The 19041-nt window shown below is 63.3% G+C and carries 21 protein-coding genes; 10 read left to right on the top strand and 11 right to left on the bottom strand.

Annotated features, from left to right (window positions below):
• Window positions 1-26 precede the first annotated feature (26 nt).
• Both istA and istB read left to right on the top strand, forming a co-directional pair.
• On the top strand, window positions 27-1547 hold the full coding sequence (istA, locus tag BFL43_RS01640; RefSeq protein WP_143694986.1) for an IS21 family transposase: 1521 nt from the start codon (window positions 27-29) through the stop codon (window positions 1545-1547).
• Window positions 1544-2338: an IS21-like element helper ATPase IstB gene (gene istB, locus BFL43_RS01635; RefSeq protein ID WP_084889715.1), complete on the top strand. Its 795-nt coding sequence runs from the start codon at window positions 1544-1546 to the stop codon at window positions 2336-2338. The genes istA and istB overlap by 4 nt, the downstream gene beginning before the upstream one ends.
• 681 nt (window positions 2339-3019) lie before the next feature.
• Here istB and BFL43_RS01625 read toward each other — a convergent pair.
• Together BFL43_RS01625 and BFL43_RS01620 are read right to left on the bottom strand one after the other, a co-directional pair.
• Window positions 3020-3550, bottom strand: a complete 531-nt coding sequence (locus tag BFL43_RS01625; protein ID WP_346425929.1) for a type IV toxin-antitoxin system AbiEi family antitoxin — start codon at window positions 3548-3550, stop codon at window positions 3020-3022.
• Between the two features lie 322 nt (window positions 3551-3872).
• Window positions 3873-4523 (bottom strand): class I SAM-dependent methyltransferase, encoded by a 651-nt coding sequence (locus tag BFL43_RS01620; RefSeq protein WP_084890140.1) that lies wholly within the window; start codon window positions 4521-4523, stop codon window positions 3873-3875.
• A 110-nt stretch (window positions 4524-4633) separates the two neighbouring features.
• Between BFL43_RS01620 and BFL43_RS01615 the strand changes: the two genes are divergently transcribed.
• Window positions 4634-5236: an XRE family transcriptional regulator gene (locus BFL43_RS01615; RefSeq protein ID WP_084890138.1), complete on the top strand. Its 603-nt coding sequence runs from the start codon at window positions 4634-4636 to the stop codon at window positions 5234-5236.
• A 10-nt stretch (window positions 5237-5246) separates the two neighbouring features.
• Here BFL43_RS01615 and BFL43_RS01610 read toward each other — a convergent pair whose 3' ends face one another.
• Entirely contained in the window at window positions 5247-5765 is a 519-nt protein-coding gene (locus tag BFL43_RS01610; RefSeq protein WP_084890136.1) for an SRPBCC family protein, read from the bottom strand.
• Window positions 5762-6166: a metalloregulator ArsR/SmtB family transcription factor gene (locus tag BFL43_RS01605; RefSeq protein WP_143695016.1), complete on the bottom strand. Its 405-nt coding sequence runs from the start codon at window positions 6164-6166 to the stop codon at window positions 5762-5764. The genes BFL43_RS01610 and BFL43_RS01605 overlap by 4 nt, the downstream gene beginning before the upstream one ends.
• Before the next feature lie 134 nt (window positions 6167-6300).
• Between BFL43_RS01605 and BFL43_RS01600 the strand changes: the two genes are divergently transcribed.
• From BFL43_RS01600 to BFL43_RS01585, 3 genes are all read left to right on the top strand, one after another.
• Window positions 6301-6924 (top strand): hypothetical protein, encoded by a 624-nt coding sequence (locus BFL43_RS01600; protein ID WP_143695015.1) that lies wholly within the window; start codon window positions 6301-6303, stop codon window positions 6922-6924.
• Window positions 6925-7283: 359 nt separating this feature from the next.
• Window positions 7284-7517, top strand: a complete 234-nt coding sequence (locus BFL43_RS01590) for a hypothetical protein (protein ID WP_084890126.1) — start codon at window positions 7284-7286, stop codon at window positions 7515-7517.
• On the top strand, window positions 7514-7918 hold the full coding sequence (locus BFL43_RS01585) for a type II toxin-antitoxin system VapC family toxin (protein ID WP_084890123.1): 405 nt from the start codon (window positions 7514-7516) through the stop codon (window positions 7916-7918). The genes BFL43_RS01590 and BFL43_RS01585 overlap by 4 nt, the downstream gene beginning before the upstream one ends.
• A gap of 33 nt (window positions 7919-7951) precedes the next feature.
• Here BFL43_RS01585 and BFL43_RS01580 read toward each other — a convergent pair whose 3' ends face one another.
• Both BFL43_RS01580 and BFL43_RS01575 read right to left on the bottom strand, forming a co-directional pair.
• Window positions 7952-8872: a hypothetical protein gene (locus BFL43_RS01580; protein ID WP_084890121.1), complete on the bottom strand. Its 921-nt coding sequence runs from the start codon at window positions 8870-8872 to the stop codon at window positions 7952-7954.
• Between the two features lie 87 nt (window positions 8873-8959).
• Window positions 8960-10252, bottom strand: a complete 1293-nt coding sequence (locus BFL43_RS01575) for a Fic family protein (RefSeq protein WP_084890120.1) — start codon at window positions 10250-10252, stop codon at window positions 8960-8962.
• Window positions 10253-10438: 186 nt separating this feature from the next.
• Between BFL43_RS01575 and BFL43_RS01570 the strand changes: the two genes are divergently transcribed.
• Window positions 10439-13843, top strand: a complete 3405-nt coding sequence (locus BFL43_RS01570) for a DEAD/DEAH box helicase (protein ID WP_240497992.1) — start codon at window positions 10439-10441, stop codon at window positions 13841-13843.
• A 51-nt stretch (window positions 13844-13894) separates the two neighbouring features.
• Here BFL43_RS01570 and BFL43_RS01565 read toward each other — a convergent pair whose 3' ends face one another.
• Window positions 13895-15097 (bottom strand): DUF6880 family protein, encoded by a 1203-nt coding sequence (locus BFL43_RS01565; RefSeq protein ID WP_240497991.1) that lies wholly within the window; start codon window positions 15095-15097, stop codon window positions 13895-13897.
• Window positions 15098-15189: 92 nt separating this feature from the next.
• On the opposite strand from BFL43_RS01565, the gene BFL43_RS01560 reads away from it, so the two are divergent.
• The 3 genes from BFL43_RS01560 to BFL43_RS01555 all read left to right on the top strand — a co-directional run bounded on the left by BFL43_RS01560 (window position 15190) and on the right by BFL43_RS01555 (window position 17277).
• Window positions 15190-16398, top strand: a complete 1209-nt coding sequence (locus BFL43_RS01560; protein WP_084890118.1) for a hypothetical protein — start codon at window positions 15190-15192, stop codon at window positions 16396-16398.
• Between the two features lie 123 nt (window positions 16399-16521).
• Window positions 16522-16686, top strand: a complete 165-nt coding sequence (locus BFL43_RS28785; protein WP_168176504.1) for a hypothetical protein — start codon at window positions 16522-16524, stop codon at window positions 16684-16686.
• 246 nt (window positions 16687-16932) lie between these two features.
• The gene (locus BFL43_RS01555; protein ID WP_084890116.1) at window positions 16933-17277 is read left to right on the top strand and encodes a hypothetical protein; all 345 of its coding nucleotides are present in this window, start codon (window positions 16933-16935) and stop codon (window positions 17275-17277) included.
• Here the strand turns inward: BFL43_RS01555 and BFL43_RS01550 are convergent.
• The 4 genes from BFL43_RS01550 to BFL43_RS01535 form a co-directional block, all read right to left on the bottom strand.
• Window positions 17255-17503 (bottom strand): hypothetical protein, encoded by a 249-nt coding sequence (locus tag BFL43_RS01550; protein ID WP_084890113.1) that lies wholly within the window; start codon window positions 17501-17503, stop codon window positions 17255-17257. The genes BFL43_RS01555 and BFL43_RS01550 overlap by 23 nt on opposite strands.
• Window positions 17500-17709, bottom strand: a complete 210-nt coding sequence (locus BFL43_RS01545; protein ID WP_084890111.1) for a hypothetical protein — start codon at window positions 17707-17709, stop codon at window positions 17500-17502. The genes BFL43_RS01550 and BFL43_RS01545 overlap by 4 nt, the downstream gene beginning before the upstream one ends.
• Before the next feature lie 69 nt (window positions 17710-17778).
• Window positions 17779-18717, bottom strand: a complete 939-nt coding sequence (locus tag BFL43_RS01540) for an IS3 family transposase (RefSeq protein WP_143695004.1) — start codon at window positions 18715-18717, stop codon at window positions 17779-17781.
• Window positions 18669-18974, bottom strand: coding sequence for a transposase (locus tag BFL43_RS01535; protein WP_084889730.1), 306 nt, complete (start codon window positions 18972-18974; stop codon window positions 18669-18671). Before BFL43_RS01535 ends, BFL43_RS01540 begins: the two co-directional genes overlap by 49 nt.
• Window positions 18975-19041 lie beyond the last annotated feature (67 nt).

Below are 19041 nucleotides of genomic sequence, written 5' to 3'. Positions count from 1 at the left end.
CACACCATCACCGCCTGGGAGTTCCATTGAAGTCTGCGAAGGACCGTATGGACATCATTTCTGCTTACCGCGAAGTCGGAAGCTACCGAGGAGCCGCCGAGCTGTGCGGCACCACCCACAAGACCGTCAAACGTGTCGTCGACCGGTTCGAGGCCGGCGACCAAGACCCTCCCGAGCGCGTTGAGCGCTCCCGCAACTACGACGCAGTCACCGCCCTGGTCGATGAACGCGTCAAGAGATCGCACGGCAAGATCACGGCCAAACGACTCCTGCCGGTCGCCCGGACCGCCGGTTACGACGGATCGGACCGCAACTTCCGACGTTTGGTCGCACAGTCAAAAGCGCAGTGGCGCAGAGATCATCACCGTGGACGCCGTCCCGCGGTGTGGGCGCCGGGTGACTACCTGGTCATCGATTGGGCCGTCGTCGGCGGCATCCATGTGTTCTGCGCGGTGCTCGCGTTCTCGCGGTGGCGGTTCGTTGCCTTCGCGACCAACGAAACCGCAACGACCACGTTGACGTTCATAGCCCACGCCCTCGAGGAGATTGGTGGAGTTCCCAAGCGGGTCCTGGCCGACCGGATGGGTTGCCTCAAAGGCGGTGTCGTGGCGAACGTGATGATCCCCACCCCGCAGTACGTCCGGTTCGCTGCCCACTACGGCTTCGCACCGGACTTCTGTCACGCCTCAGACCCTGAATCCAAAGGCATCGTCGAGCGCCTGTGCGACTACGTTCAGTCGGATTTGGCCATACCGCTGTGGACTGAGGCCAAGGTCGCGGCCGGCCGCGACGACGTGGTCCTGGATGTGCATCAGGCCAACACGGCCGCCCACGTGTGGTGCGTGGAGGTCAATTCCCGGCAGCACTCGGATACCTTCGCCATCCCGAACGAGCGACTCGAGGCTGAGCGGGAAGTGTTGGGGCAGTTGCCGTCTCTGCGGATGCAGGTCGGTCCGCCGCCGGTGACCCGCAAAGTCGACCGACTCTCATGTATCCGGTACGCTTCGGCCCGCTACTCGGTGCCCACCCGGCTGATCGGAACGACCGTGACCCTGGTGCAGGATGCGGGCCGGTTGCTGATCATCGAACCGAAATCCGGTGAGGTGGTCGCCGATCACCAGCTCGCTGCACCGGGTGAAGCGATTATCCTCGATGAGCACTACGGCGGCCCACGCCCGGCCCCGGACCGCGGACCCAGACCGAAAACTGCTGTGGAGAAACGGTTCTGCGCACTCGGCGAACCCGCTGAGCAGTTCCTCATCGGTGCCGCCGCGATCGGCAATACCCGCCTGAGCTCGGAGTTGGATGCACTGCTGGCGTTGGGCGCGGCCTACAGCGACACCCTGCTACTCGAAGCGCTGACCCGGGCGGTGGCGTTCAAACGGTTCCGGGCCGCTGATGTGCGTTCCATCCTGGCCACCGGCGCCGCAGCACCCACCCCACGACCACCCGGTGACGCCCTGATAGTGGACCTTCCCTCGGCGCCGACCAGATCGCTGCAGGCCTACAAACACACCCCGGCCACCGATAGCGAGGCCTCCTCATGACGACCGCCAAGACACCTAAACCAGCTGCACCACAGTCTATCCCAGAGCTGCCCGCCGATCTGGACCTTGCCCTGCGGCGGTTGAAACTGGCGGCGATCCGCCGCACCGCACCCGAAGTCCTGCTGACCGCCAAGACCCAACGCTGGACTCCTGAGGAGGTGGTGCGGACCCTGGTCGAGACGGAGATCGCTGCCCGCGATGCCTCCAACATCCGCAATCGTCTCAAGGCCGCGGCGTTTCCAGTCGCCAAGACGTTGGAGTCCTTCGACGTGGCGGCATCCTCGATCCAGCCGAAGGTGTTCGACTACCTGTCGTCGCTGGAATGGATACGAGCACAACATAACTTAGCGATCATCGGCCCCGCGGGTACAGGTAAATCTCACACCCTGATCGGGCTGGGGATCGCTGCTGTGCACTCCGGGCACAAAGTCCGGTACTTCACCGCTGCCGACCTCGTCGAAACGCTCTACCGCGGGCTGGCCGACAACACCGTCGGCAAAACCATCGAAGGACTGCTCCGCCAGGATCTGCTCATCATCGACGAAGTCGGATTCGCACCGCTCGACGACACCGGCACCCAACTGCTGTTCCGGCTCGTCGCCGGCGCCTACGAACGCCGATCCCTGGCGATCGCCTCGCACTGGCCGTTCGAAGACTGGGGCCGGTTTCTGCCCGAGCACACCACGGCCGCCAGCATCCTCGACCGGCTGCTGCACCACGCCACGATCGTCGTCACCGACGGCGACTCCTACCGCATGAAACACCGAACGGAGGGCCCCACCACAACCTGAATTGCCCACACAGGGCGGGGACTTTTACCTGGCCACCAGTGGGGACATCAAACTGGCCGTTGACATCATTTGTGGGACTCCTGAGACGCGTGCAGCCGGCCGGTGTTCAAGCAGTCGATATGAGGCGTAGGCGAGCAGGTGACATGCATCGAAGGTTTCCTCCCCGCCGGGCCAGATCGAATCGACCGTGCCCCGCTGGTGGGTGCCGGTTGGGACTTCGATGTAAGTTTCGCGGAGCTGAGGCCATCAACGAGTGGCGATAGGGAGCGTCAATGGCGCGAGAGAAGAACCGGTGCTTCAGGTTGCCGGCAACGACTGCCTGAGCAACCCCGCGTTCGTGCGGTGTGCGCCGGGGGTGCAGGTGCCGACCCTGTTCGTCGAATTGACCGGACCTACCGCACTTTGCTCACGGAACTTCGCTCCGCTCGGGAAACAACGCGAGCACGGCAAAGTTCGCTGAGCAAAGTGCCTGTTGTGGCGTACCGAATCGCTCAGGCGCTCGCGACCGCCCACGCATCGCGGACTCGTTCCAGTGCATCAGCAGCGGAGACGTCCAAGCGTGTTTGACCGGCAAGTTGTGCCTGCCAGGACCCCTCAGCGGGTGGTGTGGTGAAGAGATATTCGCCGACTGTTCGAGTGCTACTCCGAACTGTGCAGCTACGGCATCGCGTTCATCAGGATTCATCTCGCGACCCCGATCCAGCGCTCGGCGCGACGTAAGGCCGCCACGAGCCGCTGCGAACGAGCCAACTTGGCAAGTCTGTCGTGGTCAGCACGCGGATAAAGGGCGGCTACCGCAGCGTGCACGTCAACCTCTACGTCACCGAGTGCAGGCCTGCGAGCGAGGTCGAGGATGGTCTGCTCCGGTGAGGTTACGAGGGCAGGCCCCAATGGGGTGGTCGTCCTCTCGGCGTCAAGGGCATTGGTATCCCGTTTGACGAATCGAACAGACGCCGCCCGATCGGTCAACTCGATTGGTCGGTGCTGCTTTGGTACAGCCACGACTGCAGTTGCGAGTGCTCTAGGTAACGCGCCGAGCACTCGAGCAGCGCTGACTCCCATCAAGATCGCGTTGTCTGGACCGTAGATCGCGCTGGCAATCCCTGCGGCTACTGCCTCGAGCTCAGGTAGCCACGTCCGGCCTTGATGTTCCGGTGGGACGGCGACGTAGTAGCCACGCGCAGTGCGATGAACGACTCCGCGGTCGACCAACCTCGCTAGTTCCGGCCGAGGATGCGCGTACGTCTTTGCGGCGTCCTGGGGTCGTATTGTCCGCAGTGGTAGCCGAGTGAGCGCGGTCGGCAGGGCAGTTGCACGCGGCGCGTCCACACTTCACCTCCAGTACGCATTAAGTAGGCTTGGAACCTACGAAATGCATAGTACTCGCCAGCTCGGACATTCGTTTGAGAAAGCGACGCGTCCGACAGTCGGGAGGAGGTCTTCGATCGTGTCGGACGACGTGCGGTCGGATCGGCGGTCTTGCCGAGTCGACGCAGACTCCGTTTGGTTGGTGCTCCGAGCGGGCGGAGTGCGCTCAGGCCCTCCGGATGGCCTTCACGACGACATCGTGGATCGGGGTCTCGCGGCCATCGGGTCCGGTCATGGTGCGGTGTGACTCGCTGGCCGTCGCGACCTCCCAGGCGGTCGGATCCAGGCGTGCGGTGATGCTCGCCGCTGTCGCCGAGGCCTCGGCCGGCGGATGCCCGTGCCCGTGCCCGTGGCCGTGTTCGTCTTCTGCTCCGTGGTTGTCGTGATGGAGGTGGCCGACGATGAACAGCGTGCCACCGGGGGCGACCCACGAGGCAATACGGTCGTAGAACTCGAGTTGAGGCATTGCGGGATGGGCGTAATGGGTTGTGACGAGGTCGAAATGGGTCTCGGGCGCCCACGTGGACAGGTCGGCCTCGACCCAGTGCACCTGACCGGAGACCTCACTCGCGGCGGCGCGTTCGGAGGCGCGAGCCAGGGCGTCGGCGGCAATGTCCGCAGCGGTGACCTGCCAGCCACGGCTCGCTAGCCAGATCGCCTCGGTGCCGGCGCCGCAACCCGCTTCGAGGGCGGTACCCGGTGTCAGGTCGGCGATTTCGCGCACGAGGTGAGGGTTGGGCTCGCTGGCGGCCATCGCTACGGCTCGATCGCCCTGCCAGATGTCGTCCCAGTAGTTCTTGTCGAACGAGTGCGTCATTCCGGGTCCTTCGCGTTGGTCTGTGGCAGGGGCGCCGGCGCCCTGTTCTTCGACACTGGCCAGACTCGCTCGGAAACGCAAACAATGTTGCCAAATGGCAAACTGGACCCATGGACACCGAACGCGCACGTGAATTGACGGACCGCACCCTCGACGCAGTAGGCCCGCGACTCAAGCAACTGCGGCAGCGACGCGACATCACGTTGATCGATCTTGCCGGGGAGACGGGGATCTCGACGAGCACGTTGTCGAGGCTCGAAGCGGGTTTGCGGCGTCCTACTCTCGAACAGTTGTTGCCTCTGGCCCGCGCGTACGGCATCACCTTGGACGAGCTCGTCGATGCGCCGCCGACCGGAGACCCGCGCATCAACATGCGTCCGCTGCCCACCAAAGATGGCTCCACCGTCGTGCCACTGAGCCGGAGGCCCGGAGGTATCCAGGCCTACAAGTTCGTCCTCCCTGCCGGGCGCGACGACACCACGCCGGTTCTGCGCACGCACGAAGGTTTCGACTGGGCCTTCGTTCTCAACGGCAGGCTCCGACTGGTACTCGGCGAACTCGATCTCATCCTCGAACCCGGCGAGGCCGCCGAGTTCGACACCCGCACCCCGCACTGGTTCGGGGCAACGAGCTCAGGGCCCGTCGAGTTTCTCAGCCTCGTCGGCAAGCAGGGCGAGCGCGCGCATGTCCGCACCGCACCCGGACTGGACTGAGCGCCGGTTGCTACTTCCCGCCGGTCAGCTTCTCCTGAATGGCCAGGTAATACTCCTGCTGGGCCGGGTAGTAGTCGTCGAAGTCGATGGCAGCCGGATCGGCGTCGGTCAGTGCGGCGACCAGGCGATCGAGGTAGTACTCCCAGCCGGGTCCGGTGTTCTCGATGGTCGTTGGGTCGTCGATTATTTGGCTCAGCGTCAGCGTCGTGACGCCGTCGGCTTCCACCAATTCGACGATCAGATCCCAGGTTCCGAAGTCGTCGGTCGTGTGCACCTGCAGGATTCGAGGCGGTTCGCAGCGGCGAATGTTGTAGCGCGCGGGCGCTACGTCGTCGCCCTCTGCATTCATGGTGAATTCGACGTAACCCTGCTCGGGGTCGCCCGTGAAGAAGCCGATCCAGCGTGCCAGTCGGTCGGATTCGGTGACGGCTGCCCACACGTCGTCGATCGGGGCGCGGAAGGTGCGGACGAACGACACCGCGTCGCCCTCGTCGCGCCGGCTGAACAGGCCGGTTGGTGTGGTGGTCATGCAGTCTCCTCGTGTTCGGTGGTGGACGTGTGTGGGGCCGACGCGTGGCGTCGTTGCCGGACGGTGCGGCGAACTTCGGTGTCGAGTGCGTCGAGGGCTGATTCCGGTATCGGCGGGCGGCGGTTGCTGGTGTCTGCACCTGCCGTCAGGTCCGAGATGAATCGGCGAACCTCGTCGATGGGCTGCGCTTCCAGGCGATAGTGCCGTTCGCGCCCTTTGTCCTCGGCGATGACCAATCCCGCTTCTGCGAGCACCCGGAGGTGGCGGCTGACCGCCGGCCGCGAGATGGGTTGCGTTTCGGACAGATTGGAGCAGAGGTCGACCACCCGCGTGGGACCGTCGACCAGCGTGAGCAAGATGCGACGCCGCACCGGGTCGGCAATGGCCTCGAAGACGCTCACGGATGAATGGTAACTGATCGGTTACCAATTGCGCCAGAGGGCTGCGGAGGCGCGAGGCAGATGAGGTGTGGCCGGCTCAGCGGCAATCTGTCGGGTTGCCCTCGCGGGGCCTGACCGGGTGATTGGCTGACACCATGACTGGTGGATCGAAGATGCTTCGTAGCCGCTCGATGTGGTCTCGTGCCCGGCTCATCGCTGTCGCCCTGTGTGGCCTGTTCGTTGCGATGACGGTGTCGGTTGCGATGGCCGGCACGGCCTGTGCCTGCAGTTGCGTCGGCTTCACCGCAGAAGAAGCCGCGTCACGCGCGGATGCTGTCTTCACAGCGCGAGCCAAGGACAAGGTGACAGCCGGTATGAACGACATCTACGAGTTCGAGGTGTCCGAGGTTTTCAAGGGCGAGGTTGGAAACGTCACCACGGTCGGCACTCCATCGCAGGGTCCAAGTTGCGGTGTGAGCTACGAGGTGGGAGGCGAGTACCTGCTCTTCGTGTCCACCCCCGACGACGTTGACGCTGCGTGGGGAAGCAACCTGTGTCTCGGCCCGACCGGACAGGCGGATACGCGGGCAGTCCTCGAACGGGAGTACGGGCCACCCCAACCCCCGGCAGGTTGGGCTCCGGATGTCGGAATCACTGGTAGCACCGAAAGCAAGGATGCAATCCCGGTGGCATTGGTCGCAGTTGGCAGCGTTGTCGCGGTCGGCGCGGTGTGGTGGGCAGCGGTAACTATTCGTCGCAGACGGCGAGCGGGTGAGTAGGTGCGGGCCTCGACTCGTAGCAACTGCCGACTAGATCTTCCGAATCGGTCACCGATCTTTATCGTTCTCGATCCCGAGCGCTCCGCGCAGCACGGGGAACCGAGACTTGCGAGCGGCCGAGCTGAGTCGTTTCTCGCGTCGGCCGCGATCGACGTGGACAAGCGCGGCTTGATGTGGATCGAAGTCGCCGAACGTGGATCCAGGCGTCTGTGCTGGGGATGGCTTGGATCGGCCAGCGCTTTGACGACCTCGGCATAGTCCGAGGTCCCCTTGCAGGCCTCGGGTGGCAGGCCTGCTTCCCGTCGAGGCATACGGTGTCGTCGGTTGCGTTTCTGTGCCGATGGCGCCATAATGGCGCCATGCCAAGCGTGCAGATCAAGGATGTTCCCGACCATGTCCACGCCGTCTTGCGGCGGCGGGCCGGTGCCGCACATCAGTCGCTGCAGGAGTATCTCCTCAGACACTTGATCGAAGAGGCGTCGCGACCGACGGTTCAGGAGGTCTTCGAGCGTGTCGATCAACGAAGTGGCGGGTCTGTGAGTCTCGTGGAGTCAGCCGCGCTTGTACGCGAAGAGCGCGACCGACGGTCGTGATCGTAGTAGACGCGAGCGTGCTGATTACGGCTCTGGCGGAGGACAGTGAGGACGGGCGGCACGTACGGTCGCGGCTGGTGCGGGACAAGCTGGTCGCGCCCCAAATCGTCGATCTCGAGGTGATGTCCGTGCTCCGGCGGTCCGTTCGGACGGGGCGAATGAGCCAACAACGCGCCGCAAGTGCCGTTGCCGACCTGATCGATCTCCCATTTGAGCGATCTGATCACAGACCGCTTCTAGGTCGGTGTTGGCAACTTCACGAAAACCTGACGACGTACGACGCTGCCTACGTTGCTTTGGCGGAGCTCTTGGATGTGCCGTTGCTGACGGCCGATGTCAGCTTGGCTCGGGCACCCGGGATTCGTTGCGCTGTTGAGGTTCTCACACCACCAGCCTCATGACGTGTCCGACTTCGCGGGCGCTAGAAGCAACCTTCAGGCCCCGCCGACAACGATCGTCGTCGGCGGAGTGAAGCTGGTGTTGTCGGGCAAGACATCCTCGCCGTTGTCCTCGCCGACCTGCTTGACTGTTTGCACGCCCGCGAACGGCGAATCACCCTGTCGTGCAAGTGAGTCGTCGTACCACTCGAACCAAGGGTATCCGCGACCCATGTAGTCCTCGATGGTGAGAGGCTGGTGGTGCGGGGGCTCGTCGGTGATCGACTGCCACGCTGAAGAGTTGACGATCCGGACGCTTGCCTCGGTAGGCGCAGCGTCTGACCAGTTCTCGCGCGGTTCGATGGGAGTCGCGATTGACTGGGTGATAGTGCCGCCGGCACCCAGTCCCATCGCGGCATCCGGCGCTGGGCATGCGCAGATTTTGAAATCCATCTGCAGGGCCTTTGGCCGTTGCTCCCACACGTCGCCCTTCAGCGGAATCACGGAGAAGGTGACGGCTCCGGTGTCGGAGCCGGTCAACTGCTCAGCCACGGAATACCCTGCCACTAAAGGCATCGCCACGAACTGGCGCACCGTGGTGTCGTCGACCCGGAACCCGTCGAGCCAGGGCTGTTCGGCTGTCTCGACGTAGTCCTCAGTGTCGAAGTCCGGCTTCGCGGTGTACGGCTCGCCGGTGATCGCGTTCAACCCGCCCACTCCGATCTTCAACAGAAACGGATAGTTCGTCGGTGCGCGGAAGCTGATCCACATCGCTTCGGACTGCCACATCGGTACCAGTACCTCGCCCGGGTTCTCGGCACCGCGCAGCGCAAAGGCGCCGAGGCTGGGCGGCAGGCCGTAGGTGGTCTCGTCGTCGGGGACGCGAAGCGTGCGATGGAACCTGACGTTCAATACGGCGTCGACGTGCACTTCGGGGAATGAGAAGACGAGGGTGTCTACTTCGGTCGCGACGGCCATGGGAACTCCGATCTGTGGGATGAGATCAAGGTAAACCAGGGGTCCGACAGGCTGGCCGCGCTGCACGTCGGTATTACCAATCCCGGTTCAGGACGGCAACGCAGGCGCGGCCCTCACCGGCTTCGATACGCGGGTGTCGAATCGTGTACTGGCCAAACGGCGTTCGGCGAGGCCGATGAGGTCGAGAACATCGCGAGCCAGGTAGCCCGTGGTGCCGCGCTCGAGACTCTTGCGGGAGAGGATACCGCCGTCAGAAAGTTCTTCCAGGGCTGCTCGTGCTGAAGGAAAGGAGACCTCGAGCATGCGCTGGACTGTTTTGGCAGTCAGTACAGGGGCTTCCGGGAGTAGCTCGAGCAAGCGCGACGAGGCGGAATTGGCTCGGGGTTCGGCACGCAATCCCGCAGCGACGCGGTGATTGCGCAGCTGGAGAGCCCATTCTTCTTGCAATGCAGCAATGTCCGACGACACGCCGAGCGCTTGGTCAACCGCGACGGCCGCCGCGTCGATGAACACAGTCAGCCATGTCGCGGTACCGTCGGCGGCCTCATCAGACAGAGCATCGCCGATGTAGCGGTACGCGCTCAGCCCTCGAACGTAGTCGTTGCTCAGCGTCGACAACACCATGCTGATCGGCAGAATGGCGTCAGGGGCGAGGCCGCCACGTGACATGACCGTATGGATGAGAGCGCGTCCCACCCGCCCGTTTCCGTCGGTGAACGGGTGAATCGTTTCGAACTGGGCGTGTGCGAGTCCGGCTTGGATCAGCGGGCCATGCGTAGCGCCGTTGAGGTAGACCGCCAAGTCCGTCATGAGTCGAGGCACCTCGTCGTGCGGCGGTGGAACGAAGTCGGCGTCGAGGGGGTGCCAATTCGAACCTCCGATCCAGTTCTGCACGGTCCGTAAGCCCCGGTGCTGCTGTTCGTTCGGTAAAAGCGCGGCATGCAGAGAGACGATGTCGGCAGTGCTCAGTTCTCGGGCCGAGACCATCTCTTGGGTCGCCCGGTGGAGCACCATGATGTTGTTGGCCACGAGCGCGGCCTGGTCGCTGAAGCCCCTGATGTCCTCGTTGTGTGAGAGTTCTGCGATTGCGACCTGAGCAGGGGAGGGCGCGATACCTTCGATCATCGAACTGGCGATGGCCTCCGACCGGAGCAAGAAGCGGGCAATCCCACTCAGCCCTGCTGCGCCAGGTCGGGACGCCAGAGCGCGGATCGCACGTTCAGTGTTCGCGGCGCGTTGTGCGAGATCGGGAGGTATGACCACAGGCCGCGACGCGACGGTGTCGGGAACGTAGGCCTCGTACGGCCCACCTCGCCTGTCGCGACGGCTCAGGTTCGACGCGAGGTCGGCTTCCCATACCGAAGTGTCCAGGTGCGCCATGGCAAGCATCCTTTAACTGGAAAGACTTTGTATTAAGGTATAGGGTACCAAACCTTAATAGATGTGTCGCGGGTTAAAGGTTGCGCGACGCGGACCGTGCTGTCGTCGTGAACCAGCTTGCGTGTGTCTGCCGACGCCGACGCTGGCGCAGCGTGCCCGGCCAGACCCAGCAGATAGGCTGCACCGGTGTCAACCAGCTGGCCCAGCACCCTCACGCCGCATCGTCTGACGCCGATCTTTGATCACGGCAGCGTGGTGCGTGGACACGAGTACGCCAGGTCCGGGATGGTTCTCGACCTGAACTGGGATGAAGATAAGGAGTTCGGCGAATACATCCTGTACGGGTCATGCGCAGGGTCAACCGGCGAGACGTATGCCACCGAGGTTGCGTTCTCGACCATCGGACCGCACTGGGAGATCGAGACCGCAATTTGCTCCTGCCCAGTGAACATCTACTGCAAACATGCTGTCGCACTGCTGCTGACGTTTGCGACGGTCGAAGAAGGCAATCCGGCTGTACCGCAGGCAAAGCAGTCGTGGGAAGCGTTGTTGGCGCCAATTCTCGCCGAGTCGACCCCGACGTCGACGGGTAGGTCTCTGGCGCTGCTGGTCGTGGCGAGTCACGAAAAGTCGAGGTACGGCAATGACCTGTCCGTCTCGTTTCGGCCGATGACAGTGGGGAAGAAGGGGACCTGGATTCGCTCCGGCATCTCATGGCGAAACCTGCAGAACCCCGACTATCGGCAAGACTTCAACGCCGAGCATTACAGCTCACTGCAGTCACTGCTCGAAGCGTGGACGCGGGGCCGCGCCTCCTACGGATATTCACCACCGGAGAAGCTCGCGTTGTACTCCGCGAGCGAGTCGGTGTGGGCAGGACTCGACTCAGTGGTGGCGGCGGGCGTCCCGTTGGTTCTCGACCGCTCCTCACCTGTGGATCAGGTGGACATCGGCCAATCGGCGCACATGGGTATGAAGGTCGTGCCGGGCGACCAGGAGGGTACGGCACGTGCTGAGGTCGACTTGACTGTCGACGGCCAGGCGTGGGATCTCGCCAGCGTCTACCTGGCGGGGTCGCCGAAACAACACGGTGTCTACCGGATTGATGAACGAGTGCTCACGTTGGCACCCTTCCGGCCCAGTCCGCCGAAGAGCCTGCTGGATCTTGCGCGTACCGCACAGGTGGTCGAGATACCTGCGGCCGATGCCGCCAGGTTTTCGGCCGAAGTGCTCCCTGTTTTGCGGTCATCGATGCCGGTGCAGGTGGCCGACGGTCTCTTCGCGCCGCCGGAGATCAGTGGTCCCGTGGCGGTGCTCAGCGTGACGACGAACGACGACGGCGCACGGGTGTCCTGGACCGTCCGGTATGTGGTCAATGATCAGCACCAAGACTTCGATCCCAACAGCCGCAGGCTGGGTACCGGCCACCGTAATGGTGACGCGGAAGATGTTCTGTGGAAACAACATCTCGACGTTCTCAGGAACGTTGCCGGATCGTCCGACTCCTGGCAGCGACAAGCCGTCGGCAGGCTCGGCGTGACGATGTCGATCTCCATCGACGCAGACTCGATTCGTGAACTCGAGGCGTTGCGCTCGGCGGACTCGAACGACGCAGCGGTGGCCGCTGCGTCGGTGCGCACGCTGCTTGCCGGAGTGTCCCTGTCGCCGGTGGAAGCCGCCCGCTTTTATGTCGAGGTCGTCCCGGAGTTGGCCGGCCGAGACGACCTCCTCATCGAGCTCACCGAGAACTCAGATGCCTACCGGAAGTCGGAAGCGGCTCCGCAGCTGTCGTTTTCAGCTCCTGATGCCGATCGGGACGGCAACGACTGGTTCGACCTGCAGATCACCGCAACCGTCGAAGGCGAACAGGTCCCACTCGCCGACCTCATCCGCGAGCTGACCGTCGGTGCAAGTCACATGCTGTTGCCGTCGGGGACGTACTTTCCACTGGACGCGCCGGAGTTGGTCCGTCTCGTCGAGTTGCTCGAGGAAGGGCGTGCGCTCGGTGAGATCGAGTCAGGTCAGGCCAAGGCGAGCTCCTACAACGTCACCCTGTGGGAAGAGTTGCTGGCACTCGGTGTGGTGGACGAGCAGACTCGGGCGTGGCAGGACAAGCTCACCCGGCTGCGCAGCGCCCGGCCACCTCATGACGCCGCGCTGCCGGAGATGTTGCGTGCGGACCTGCGGGACTATCAACAAGAGGGCTTCAACTGGCTGACCTTCCTGTGGGACAACGGACTGGGCGGAGTGCTCGCCGACGACATGGGCCTGGGAAAGACCCTGCAGACGCTCGCCTTGATCGGGAAGATCTGGCAGAGCGGTGAAATGCACGCGCCGTTCCTGGTGGTCGCACCGACGAGCGTCATCGCCAACTGGGCGGCCGAATGTGAGAAGTTCACTCCGGAACTGACTGCGGTTACCGTGACGGCAACCGAAGCCAAAAGCGGGCGGCCCCTCAGCAAGCGGATCTCCGGATCCGACATCGTGATCACGTCGTACACGTTGTTGCGCATCGACTTCGACGTGTTCGATGCGGTCGACTGGGCCGGGCTGATCCTGGATGAAGCGCAGTTCGTCAAGAACCACAATGCCAAAGCCCACCAGTGTGCGCGACGGTTGGCGGCGCCGTTCAAGCTGGCGATCACCGGTACGCCGATGGAGAACAATCTCATGGAGCTGTGGTCACTGTTGTCGATCACCGCGCCCGGATTGTTCGCCCGGCCACAACAGTTCACCGACTACTTCCGCAAACCGATCGAGAGCGGCACGGAGCCGGAGCGGCTGGCAACTCTGCGGCGCCGGATCAAGCCGATGATGCTGCGCCGCACGAAGGACCAGGTCGCAGGCGACCTGCCGCCGAAGCAAGAACAAGTGGTTCCGGTGGTGTTGGCCACCAAACATCAGAAGATCTACGACACCAGGTTGGCGCGCGAACGGCAGAAGGTGCTGGGGCTCCTCGGCGACTGGGAAAAGAACCGCTTCGAGATCTTCCGGTCGCTGACCATGCTGCGCCAACTGAGTCTGCACGCCGGGCTCGTCGACCAGTCGAAGCTGAACCTGCCGTCGGCGAAGATCGACTTCTTGATCGAACAACTGCCGGAACTGATCGCTGAAGGCCACAGCGCACTTGTATTCAGCCAGTTCACCGGATTCCTGGCGATCATTCGCGCACATCTGGACGCGGCAGGGATCCCGTACAGCTACCTCGACGGATCGCTGTCGGCGCGGCAACGGGCCACTGCCATCAAGGAGTTCACCGACGGTGGCGTCAAGGTGTTCCTGATCAGCCTAAAGGCCGGCGGCTTTGGCCTGAACCTGACCGAGGCCGACTACTGCTTCGTGTGCGACCCGTGGTGGAATCCGGCCGCAGAAGCGCAGGCCGTCGACCGTACCCACCGCATCGGTCAGACCCGTCCCGTCACGGTGTACCGGCTGGTGTCCGCAGGGACCATCGAAGAGAAAGTCGTTGCCCTGCAAGATCGTAAACGCGAACTCTTCACCGCGGTGATGGATGAAGGTGAAATGTTCGGCAGTGCGATCGGAGCCGACGACATTCGGGAGTTGCTCGGTGTGTCCGAGGTCGAGCAGTAGTCGACCCGATCGACAACCCAAAGCCGAGGCGCACAGAGGGAGGTGCTTCGGTCAGGGCAGACCTGCGCGGTCGAACTCGGCCAGCAGGCGTTTGCGTCGATTGTGGCGCTTGCGGAGTTCGGCTATGAAGGCATCGACGTCGGCTGCCTGGTCGGACCCGCGAGCGAGCGTGCGCATGTGTTTGACACGCCGCGCGACGGTCTTGTAGAACCGGGCGTTGGCTTGCTCGAGTTCAGCGTCGACGATCTCTCGCAGAGGCGTGAGCACAGCCAGCCGGTCGATCTTTTCGTACTTCTTGATGAGGTCGAGCCAAACGTCAATGTCGGTCAGAGGCAGCTCATGGGCCTGTTCCCACGCCGCGCGTAGATCCCCGATGACGTCGAGGGTGAACGACACGGCGTCTGCTGGACTGGCGGCGAGGACTGCGGTCACGTCGTCGCGCACCGTCGGCCAGTCGTTGCCGGCGTCGGCGTGAAGCTTTGCCGCAGTCTTCGCCGAAGGCCACCGGCGGAAGACGTCGGTACGGGCAGCGAGCAGGTCATCGGGGCGGTGCGCGGCCAGTAGTTCGCACCAGGTGTTGGCAGCTGTCTCGGACTGAAAGCTGAGGCCGAAGTACGTCGCCCGATGGGCCCAGTCGATCGCGAGGTCGTACTCACCGATCTCCGCCAAGGCGCGCGCAGTGTCGTGCAGCCAAGCTGCGTTCTCCGGGTTGAGGCAATGGGTGCGGATGATGGCGTCGACGTCGCGATCCAGGATGGCGAGGCGCTGATCGTTGTACTCCAACGCAGACTTGTCGTGATTGAATTCCGAGACCGGACCGAGGTTGTCTCTGATCTCCCCTAGCTGCTCGCGGTATCGGGCAATTCCCTTGTCACCAAGCGCGGGTGCGTAATCCGCCGGGTCGATGGTGAAAAAGTCACACTCGTTCTCGAACTGGAACTTGATCATCCATGTCACCAAGGTGGTGGGGGAGACGCCGGCCGGCGCAGCGGTGTCAGCATGTATGTCGAGCAAGGCGCGAATCGCGTCGCCCATGATCCCGTCGGAGTCGTCGGCCCGCATGATCAGCTTCAGCGAGGAGGCAATCGCCTTCTGGGTGACTGCGAAAACGTCTTCCGGGTCGGTCTCTGCGGCGGCGGCCAGGATGCCGACGGGCCCGAACATCTGGTCGCCGTGGGCGGTGGTCTTCGACCGCCAGTGCAGGTCGGCGCGGGTCCGGATGAGAGGTAGGACGGTGTCGGCGAGCGCGGTCATTGGTCCAGTGTGGCGAACCGGGCGGGGCAGCGTTGTCGTAGGTGCGTTCTACTGTCTCCCTCATTGATCATCGATGCACTGGGGAGGGCATTGTGGGGGAATTCGAGTTCGACGACAACATCGACTTCGACGCGTGTGCGGAGCTGGAGTGGGGCGCGCTGGCCCAGCGACTGGAAGGGCGGTTGGCGACCCTCAAGCGCGAGGAGTTCGTCGAGATCGCCCGCACCGACACGCCGTCGGAGTACCAGCGGCTGCTGAGCTTCAGTCAGACCAGCTCCGGTCGAGTCCGGTGCACGATCGACGGCGCAGCGTTCATCGGGTGGGGTCAGCGCGAACAGCGGCAGGTGGTTCGGGTGCAGCGAGCAGCCGTCGCCGGGCTCGGGTGGCGCGAGCTGCGTGGCGGAAAGTTCGTGTACGAGGTGGGCAAGCGCGGCATCCCCGAACTCGTCGCTCTCGTGATTCGATCGCTGCGGTACGTGTGGGAGATCGCGTACCCGTATGTGTTGACGGTCCATGACCCGTCCGGCCCCGCATCGACCGGCATGGAGGGAAATCCGATTGGGGACGGCGTGATGCCTCGCGACCCGGACCACTTGCTGGAACTGGCCTGCCAGGTGTTGTCGGAGGATTGCGGTGAGCCACTCGAAATCTATGACAAAGCGATTCGTTTCCAAACGGCCGATGACTTCGTGACCAAAGTACTGGTGTCGCCGCAGGCGTTGCGGCTCGAGTTCTGCACGATTCTGAGTCACGGGACTCCGGACATGGATCTGCTGGGTGCCGTTGTCGCAGAACACTCATCGCGATGGCCCGAGGTCTCGATTGTCGTGACCAAAGGACACGTGTTTGCTGTGCGGGCGATGGAAGCTGCAGTGTTCCATCCGGAGAACCTGTTGGAGGCGCTGACTGAGTGGTTGGAGTTCTGCGCCGATGGTGCCGTCGACATCGTCGAGCAGTTCCATCCTGAGGTGCTTGACCGGCCGGAGTCTCAGTCGGGGGAGGTGCCGATTGGTCTGGTCGAGATGATCGCGCGATACCGGGATGACCCGACGGCGACTACGCCCGACTCGCTGATGAGACGCTATCGCGCCAACGCGCCGATGTTGCGGAGGTACGCACGGATCTGCGCCGAGATGGTCAAAGACTGGACCGCCATGGAGGAGCTGGGGATCGATCTCGAGCAGTCCGCCGTGGAGGTCGAGCGGTGCCGTAATCGGCGGCAGGAAGTCGAACAGTTCTTGCCGGTGTTGCTCGAGGCGATCAATCTCGCGGCTGAGCGCAACGTCAATTGGGCAGGCTGATCGTCGGCGACAGGACGTTTCTGATGCCTGCTCAGGCGCGGGAAGTGGTGACACCGGCGAGTTAGGGACGGATACTGGCAATGAGGAGGACAGATGACCATGGGCAAAACGAGGAAATCTGCAATGACGCGGCGCGCACGGCCTCTGGAAGTGCGCCAGGCGGCGGCACGTATGGTCATCGCCGCTAATACCGCCAACGGCAAAGCGACTGATCCTCGGATCATCGCCGTCGCCGAGGGGGGCGTGAACACAGGACCCGCGGACACCCCTGAAGTGCCCCGCGACTAGAGGTGCGATCAACGTACCCATCGGTACCGCTCGGAACACGCCGGTCGAAGGGCCCCGGTCGTCGCCGCCCCGCGGAGATCGTTGAAGGGTTGTCAGTCCACCCGGGGTAAATCGCCCGCCGACGCCTTCTGGTTCCGAGGGTGAGACAGCGATCTCCATGGTCCCGGCGTGGACTGTCGCTTCTGTATAAGTCAGCGAGGTTCGGAATATTGGGGTTCGGATGACGCGCTGGGGGCGGGTGCAGAGGTGGTTGAGACTGAGCTCGAGGACGAAGGCAATCTCGAGATTGTTCTGAGATCGGTTGCTGCTCCGAGCTTTCGGGGTCTGCTCGGGTCGTCTCTGCTGTGGGCGATTCCAGTCTCGTATCTTACCTGCAGTGTCAGTGTGACCGTCGCGATGGTGATCGGAATGCTCGGCGACGGTTACGACGCTTCGTCGTCCAGCTTTGTCAGTGCAGTCTTGGCCGGGTTCTTCCTCTGGGGGACAATGATCTTCGTCGCTACCAGCTACATCACCATTCCGGCTCTTGCGGTAACGATCGCGGTCGTCCGGTACAGCCTGCGCAGACTCAGAGCAGAGCTTCCAGAATGAAATATCCTACCGCGAATCCGACACCCACCAGCGCACCGCGGAGGATCGCCCACCCCAGTGGGGACCAGCGTTGCGAGAACAGCATAAACGATGTGAATGCATACAGGCACAACAGAAGTCCGTAGGTGGCGACCCCGAGCAGGAGTATGAGTGTGCCGACAATGATGCCGACTGACTTCGTCAACGCATCGTCGCGCCTCGGCTGGGTAACCGGGTCTGTGGTCATCGAACGAGACCTGCAAGCGCGAAGGTGCCAGCGAGGCAGAAGGCGATGAGTGCGGGCACCATCGCTGAGCAGAACACCATCGACGCCGCGTTGGTGGCTACGACACCGCGTGTCCGGAGGGTGACGGCCACGAGGACACCGAGGCCGATGACCGTTCCGGTGGGAGCAAGGATCGCACCCTCTTGGAGACGGGCATAGATGCTCAACTGAATACCGGTGGCGATAGCTACGACCGGGGAGAACGCGTGAGGTTCCCCCCGGATAGTGGAGGGTGGTTACGCGGCCTGAAGGTCCGCGGTCAATGACATCTCGTAGTCGATGGGACTGAGCATCCCGATCGTTGAGTGCCTCCGTCGAGTGTTGTAGTAGTCGAACCAATTGTCAACCGCAGCAACCAGTTCGCTCTTGTAGACGTAGCTGTGGCGGTAGTAGTGCTCGTGCTTGAACGTCGACCACAGGCTCTCGGCACCGGCGTTGTCCCAGCACACCCCGGTCCGACCCATCGACCGAAGCAGACCGTACTTCCCGCAGGCATTCGTCATCAAGGACGATGTGTACTGAGATCCCCTGTCCGAGTGCATGATGATGCCCTTGGTTCGACCGCGACGGGTACGAGCAGCCATATCGACCGCATCGGTCACCAAGTCAGCGCGCATGTGATCGGCCACAGCCCACCCCAACGCCCGCTTCGAATGCTCATCCTTGATCACGCACAGATACATGTCTTCGCCACCGCAAGTCAGATATGTGATGTCCGACGTCCACACGGCGTCGGTGCGGCCCTGATCGAAGACGCGGTCGACCAGATCCGGCGGGAACGTCGCGAACGGATCGACGATCGTCGTCGGCGGCGAGAAGGTGCGCGGACTGATACCAGCTAGGCCCCGCTCGGCCATGATTTTGGCGACGGTCTTCTCGGTGACGAACTCGCCCCGCGCGCGTAGCTCAGCGGTGATCCGCGGCGATCCGTAGACACCGTGGGAGTCTTCGTGGATCGAAGCGATTCGCACAGCCAACTCTTCCCGACGCTGCCTCTGTATCCCTAATTCTGTTGCCCTGGTTGACTTTAGATGCCGATAGTAACCCGAGGCTGACACACCCAGCAGGGTGGCCATTCGACTGATTGCTGTGGTGGCGCACTCCGTGGCCATCAACGCGTACTTCTCTACCGTTGATGGTTCGCCGCGAAGTACGCCGACGCTTTTTTCAAGAATGCGATGTCCTTCTCCTGATCGGCGACCTGCCGGCGTAGCCGGGCAAGCTCGTCGCGCTCGACTGCGGTCAGTGGCTCATCGCCCTCTCGCCGCGCTGCGTCCAGGCGCCGGCGCTCATCAGCGACCCACCGCCCCAGCAGGCCTTCGTTGAGGCCGAGGTCTCGTGCGACCTCGGCGATGGATCGACCAGAATCGATCACTCGATGCGCAGCATCGACCTTGTACTCGGTCGTGAACGACCGACGCTTCCGCGACATGTGAACATCCTCCCAGCGGAACCGCTGATCCCGCTAGCTCGGTGTCCACTACCTGGGGGGAACCTCA

Origin of the sequence: Williamsia sp. 1135 (assembly GCF_002095395.1) — a bacterium.
In the GTDB taxonomy this organism is placed as follows: Bacteria; Actinomycetota; Actinomycetes; order Mycobacteriales; family Mycobacteriaceae; genus Williamsia.
Note: the sequence above shows the minus strand (reverse complement) of the source record. Positions and strands in the feature narration are given on the sequence as shown.

What these genes read in the sequence shown, in the direction of transcription:
- BFL43_RS01580 (WP_084890121.1), bottom strand. Translation starts at nt 8,872, where the DNA reads ATGGCCGTCGCGACCGAAGTAGACACCCTCGTCTTCTCATTCCCCGAA.
- BFL43_RS01575 (WP_084890120.1), bottom strand. Translation starts at nt 10,252, where the DNA reads ATGGCGCACCTGGACACTTCGGTATGGGAAGCCGACCTCGCGTCGAAC.
- BFL43_RS01550 (WP_084890113.1), bottom strand. Translation starts at nt 17,503, where the DNA reads ATGACCACAGACCCGGTTACCCAGCCGAGGCGCGACGATGCGTTGACG.
- BFL43_RS01610 (WP_084890136.1), bottom strand. Translation starts at nt 5,765, where the DNA reads ATGACCACCACACCAACCGGCCTGTTCAGCCGGCGCGACGAGGGCGAC.
- BFL43_RS01535 (WP_084889730.1), bottom strand. Translation starts at nt 18,974, where the DNA reads ATGTCGCGGAAGCGTCGGTCGTTCACGACCGAGTACAAGGTCGATGCT.
- istB (WP_084889715.1), top strand. Translation starts at nt 1,544, where the DNA reads ATGACGACCGCCAAGACACCTAAACCAGCTGCACCACAGTCTATCCCA.
- BFL43_RS01565 (WP_240497991.1), bottom strand. Translation starts at nt 15,097, where the DNA reads ATGACCGCGCTCGCCGACACCGTCCTACCTCTCATCCGGACCCGCGCC.
- BFL43_RS01600 (WP_143695015.1), top strand. Translation starts at nt 6,301, where the DNA reads ATGACTGGTGGATCGAAGATGCTTCGTAGCCGCTCGATGTGGTCTCGT.
- BFL43_RS01620 (WP_084890140.1), bottom strand. Translation starts at nt 4,523, where the DNA reads ATGACGCACTCGTTCGACAAGAACTACTGGGACGACATCTGGCAGGGC.
- BFL43_RS01590 (WP_084890126.1), top strand. Translation starts at nt 7,284, where the DNA reads ATGCCAAGCGTGCAGATCAAGGATGTTCCCGACCATGTCCACGCCGTC.
- BFL43_RS28785 (WP_168176504.1), top strand. Translation starts at nt 16,522, where the DNA reads ATGACGCGGCGCGCACGGCCTCTGGAAGTGCGCCAGGCGGCGGCACGT.
- BFL43_RS01615 (WP_084890138.1), top strand. Translation starts at nt 4,634, where the DNA reads ATGGACACCGAACGCGCACGTGAATTGACGGACCGCACCCTCGACGCA.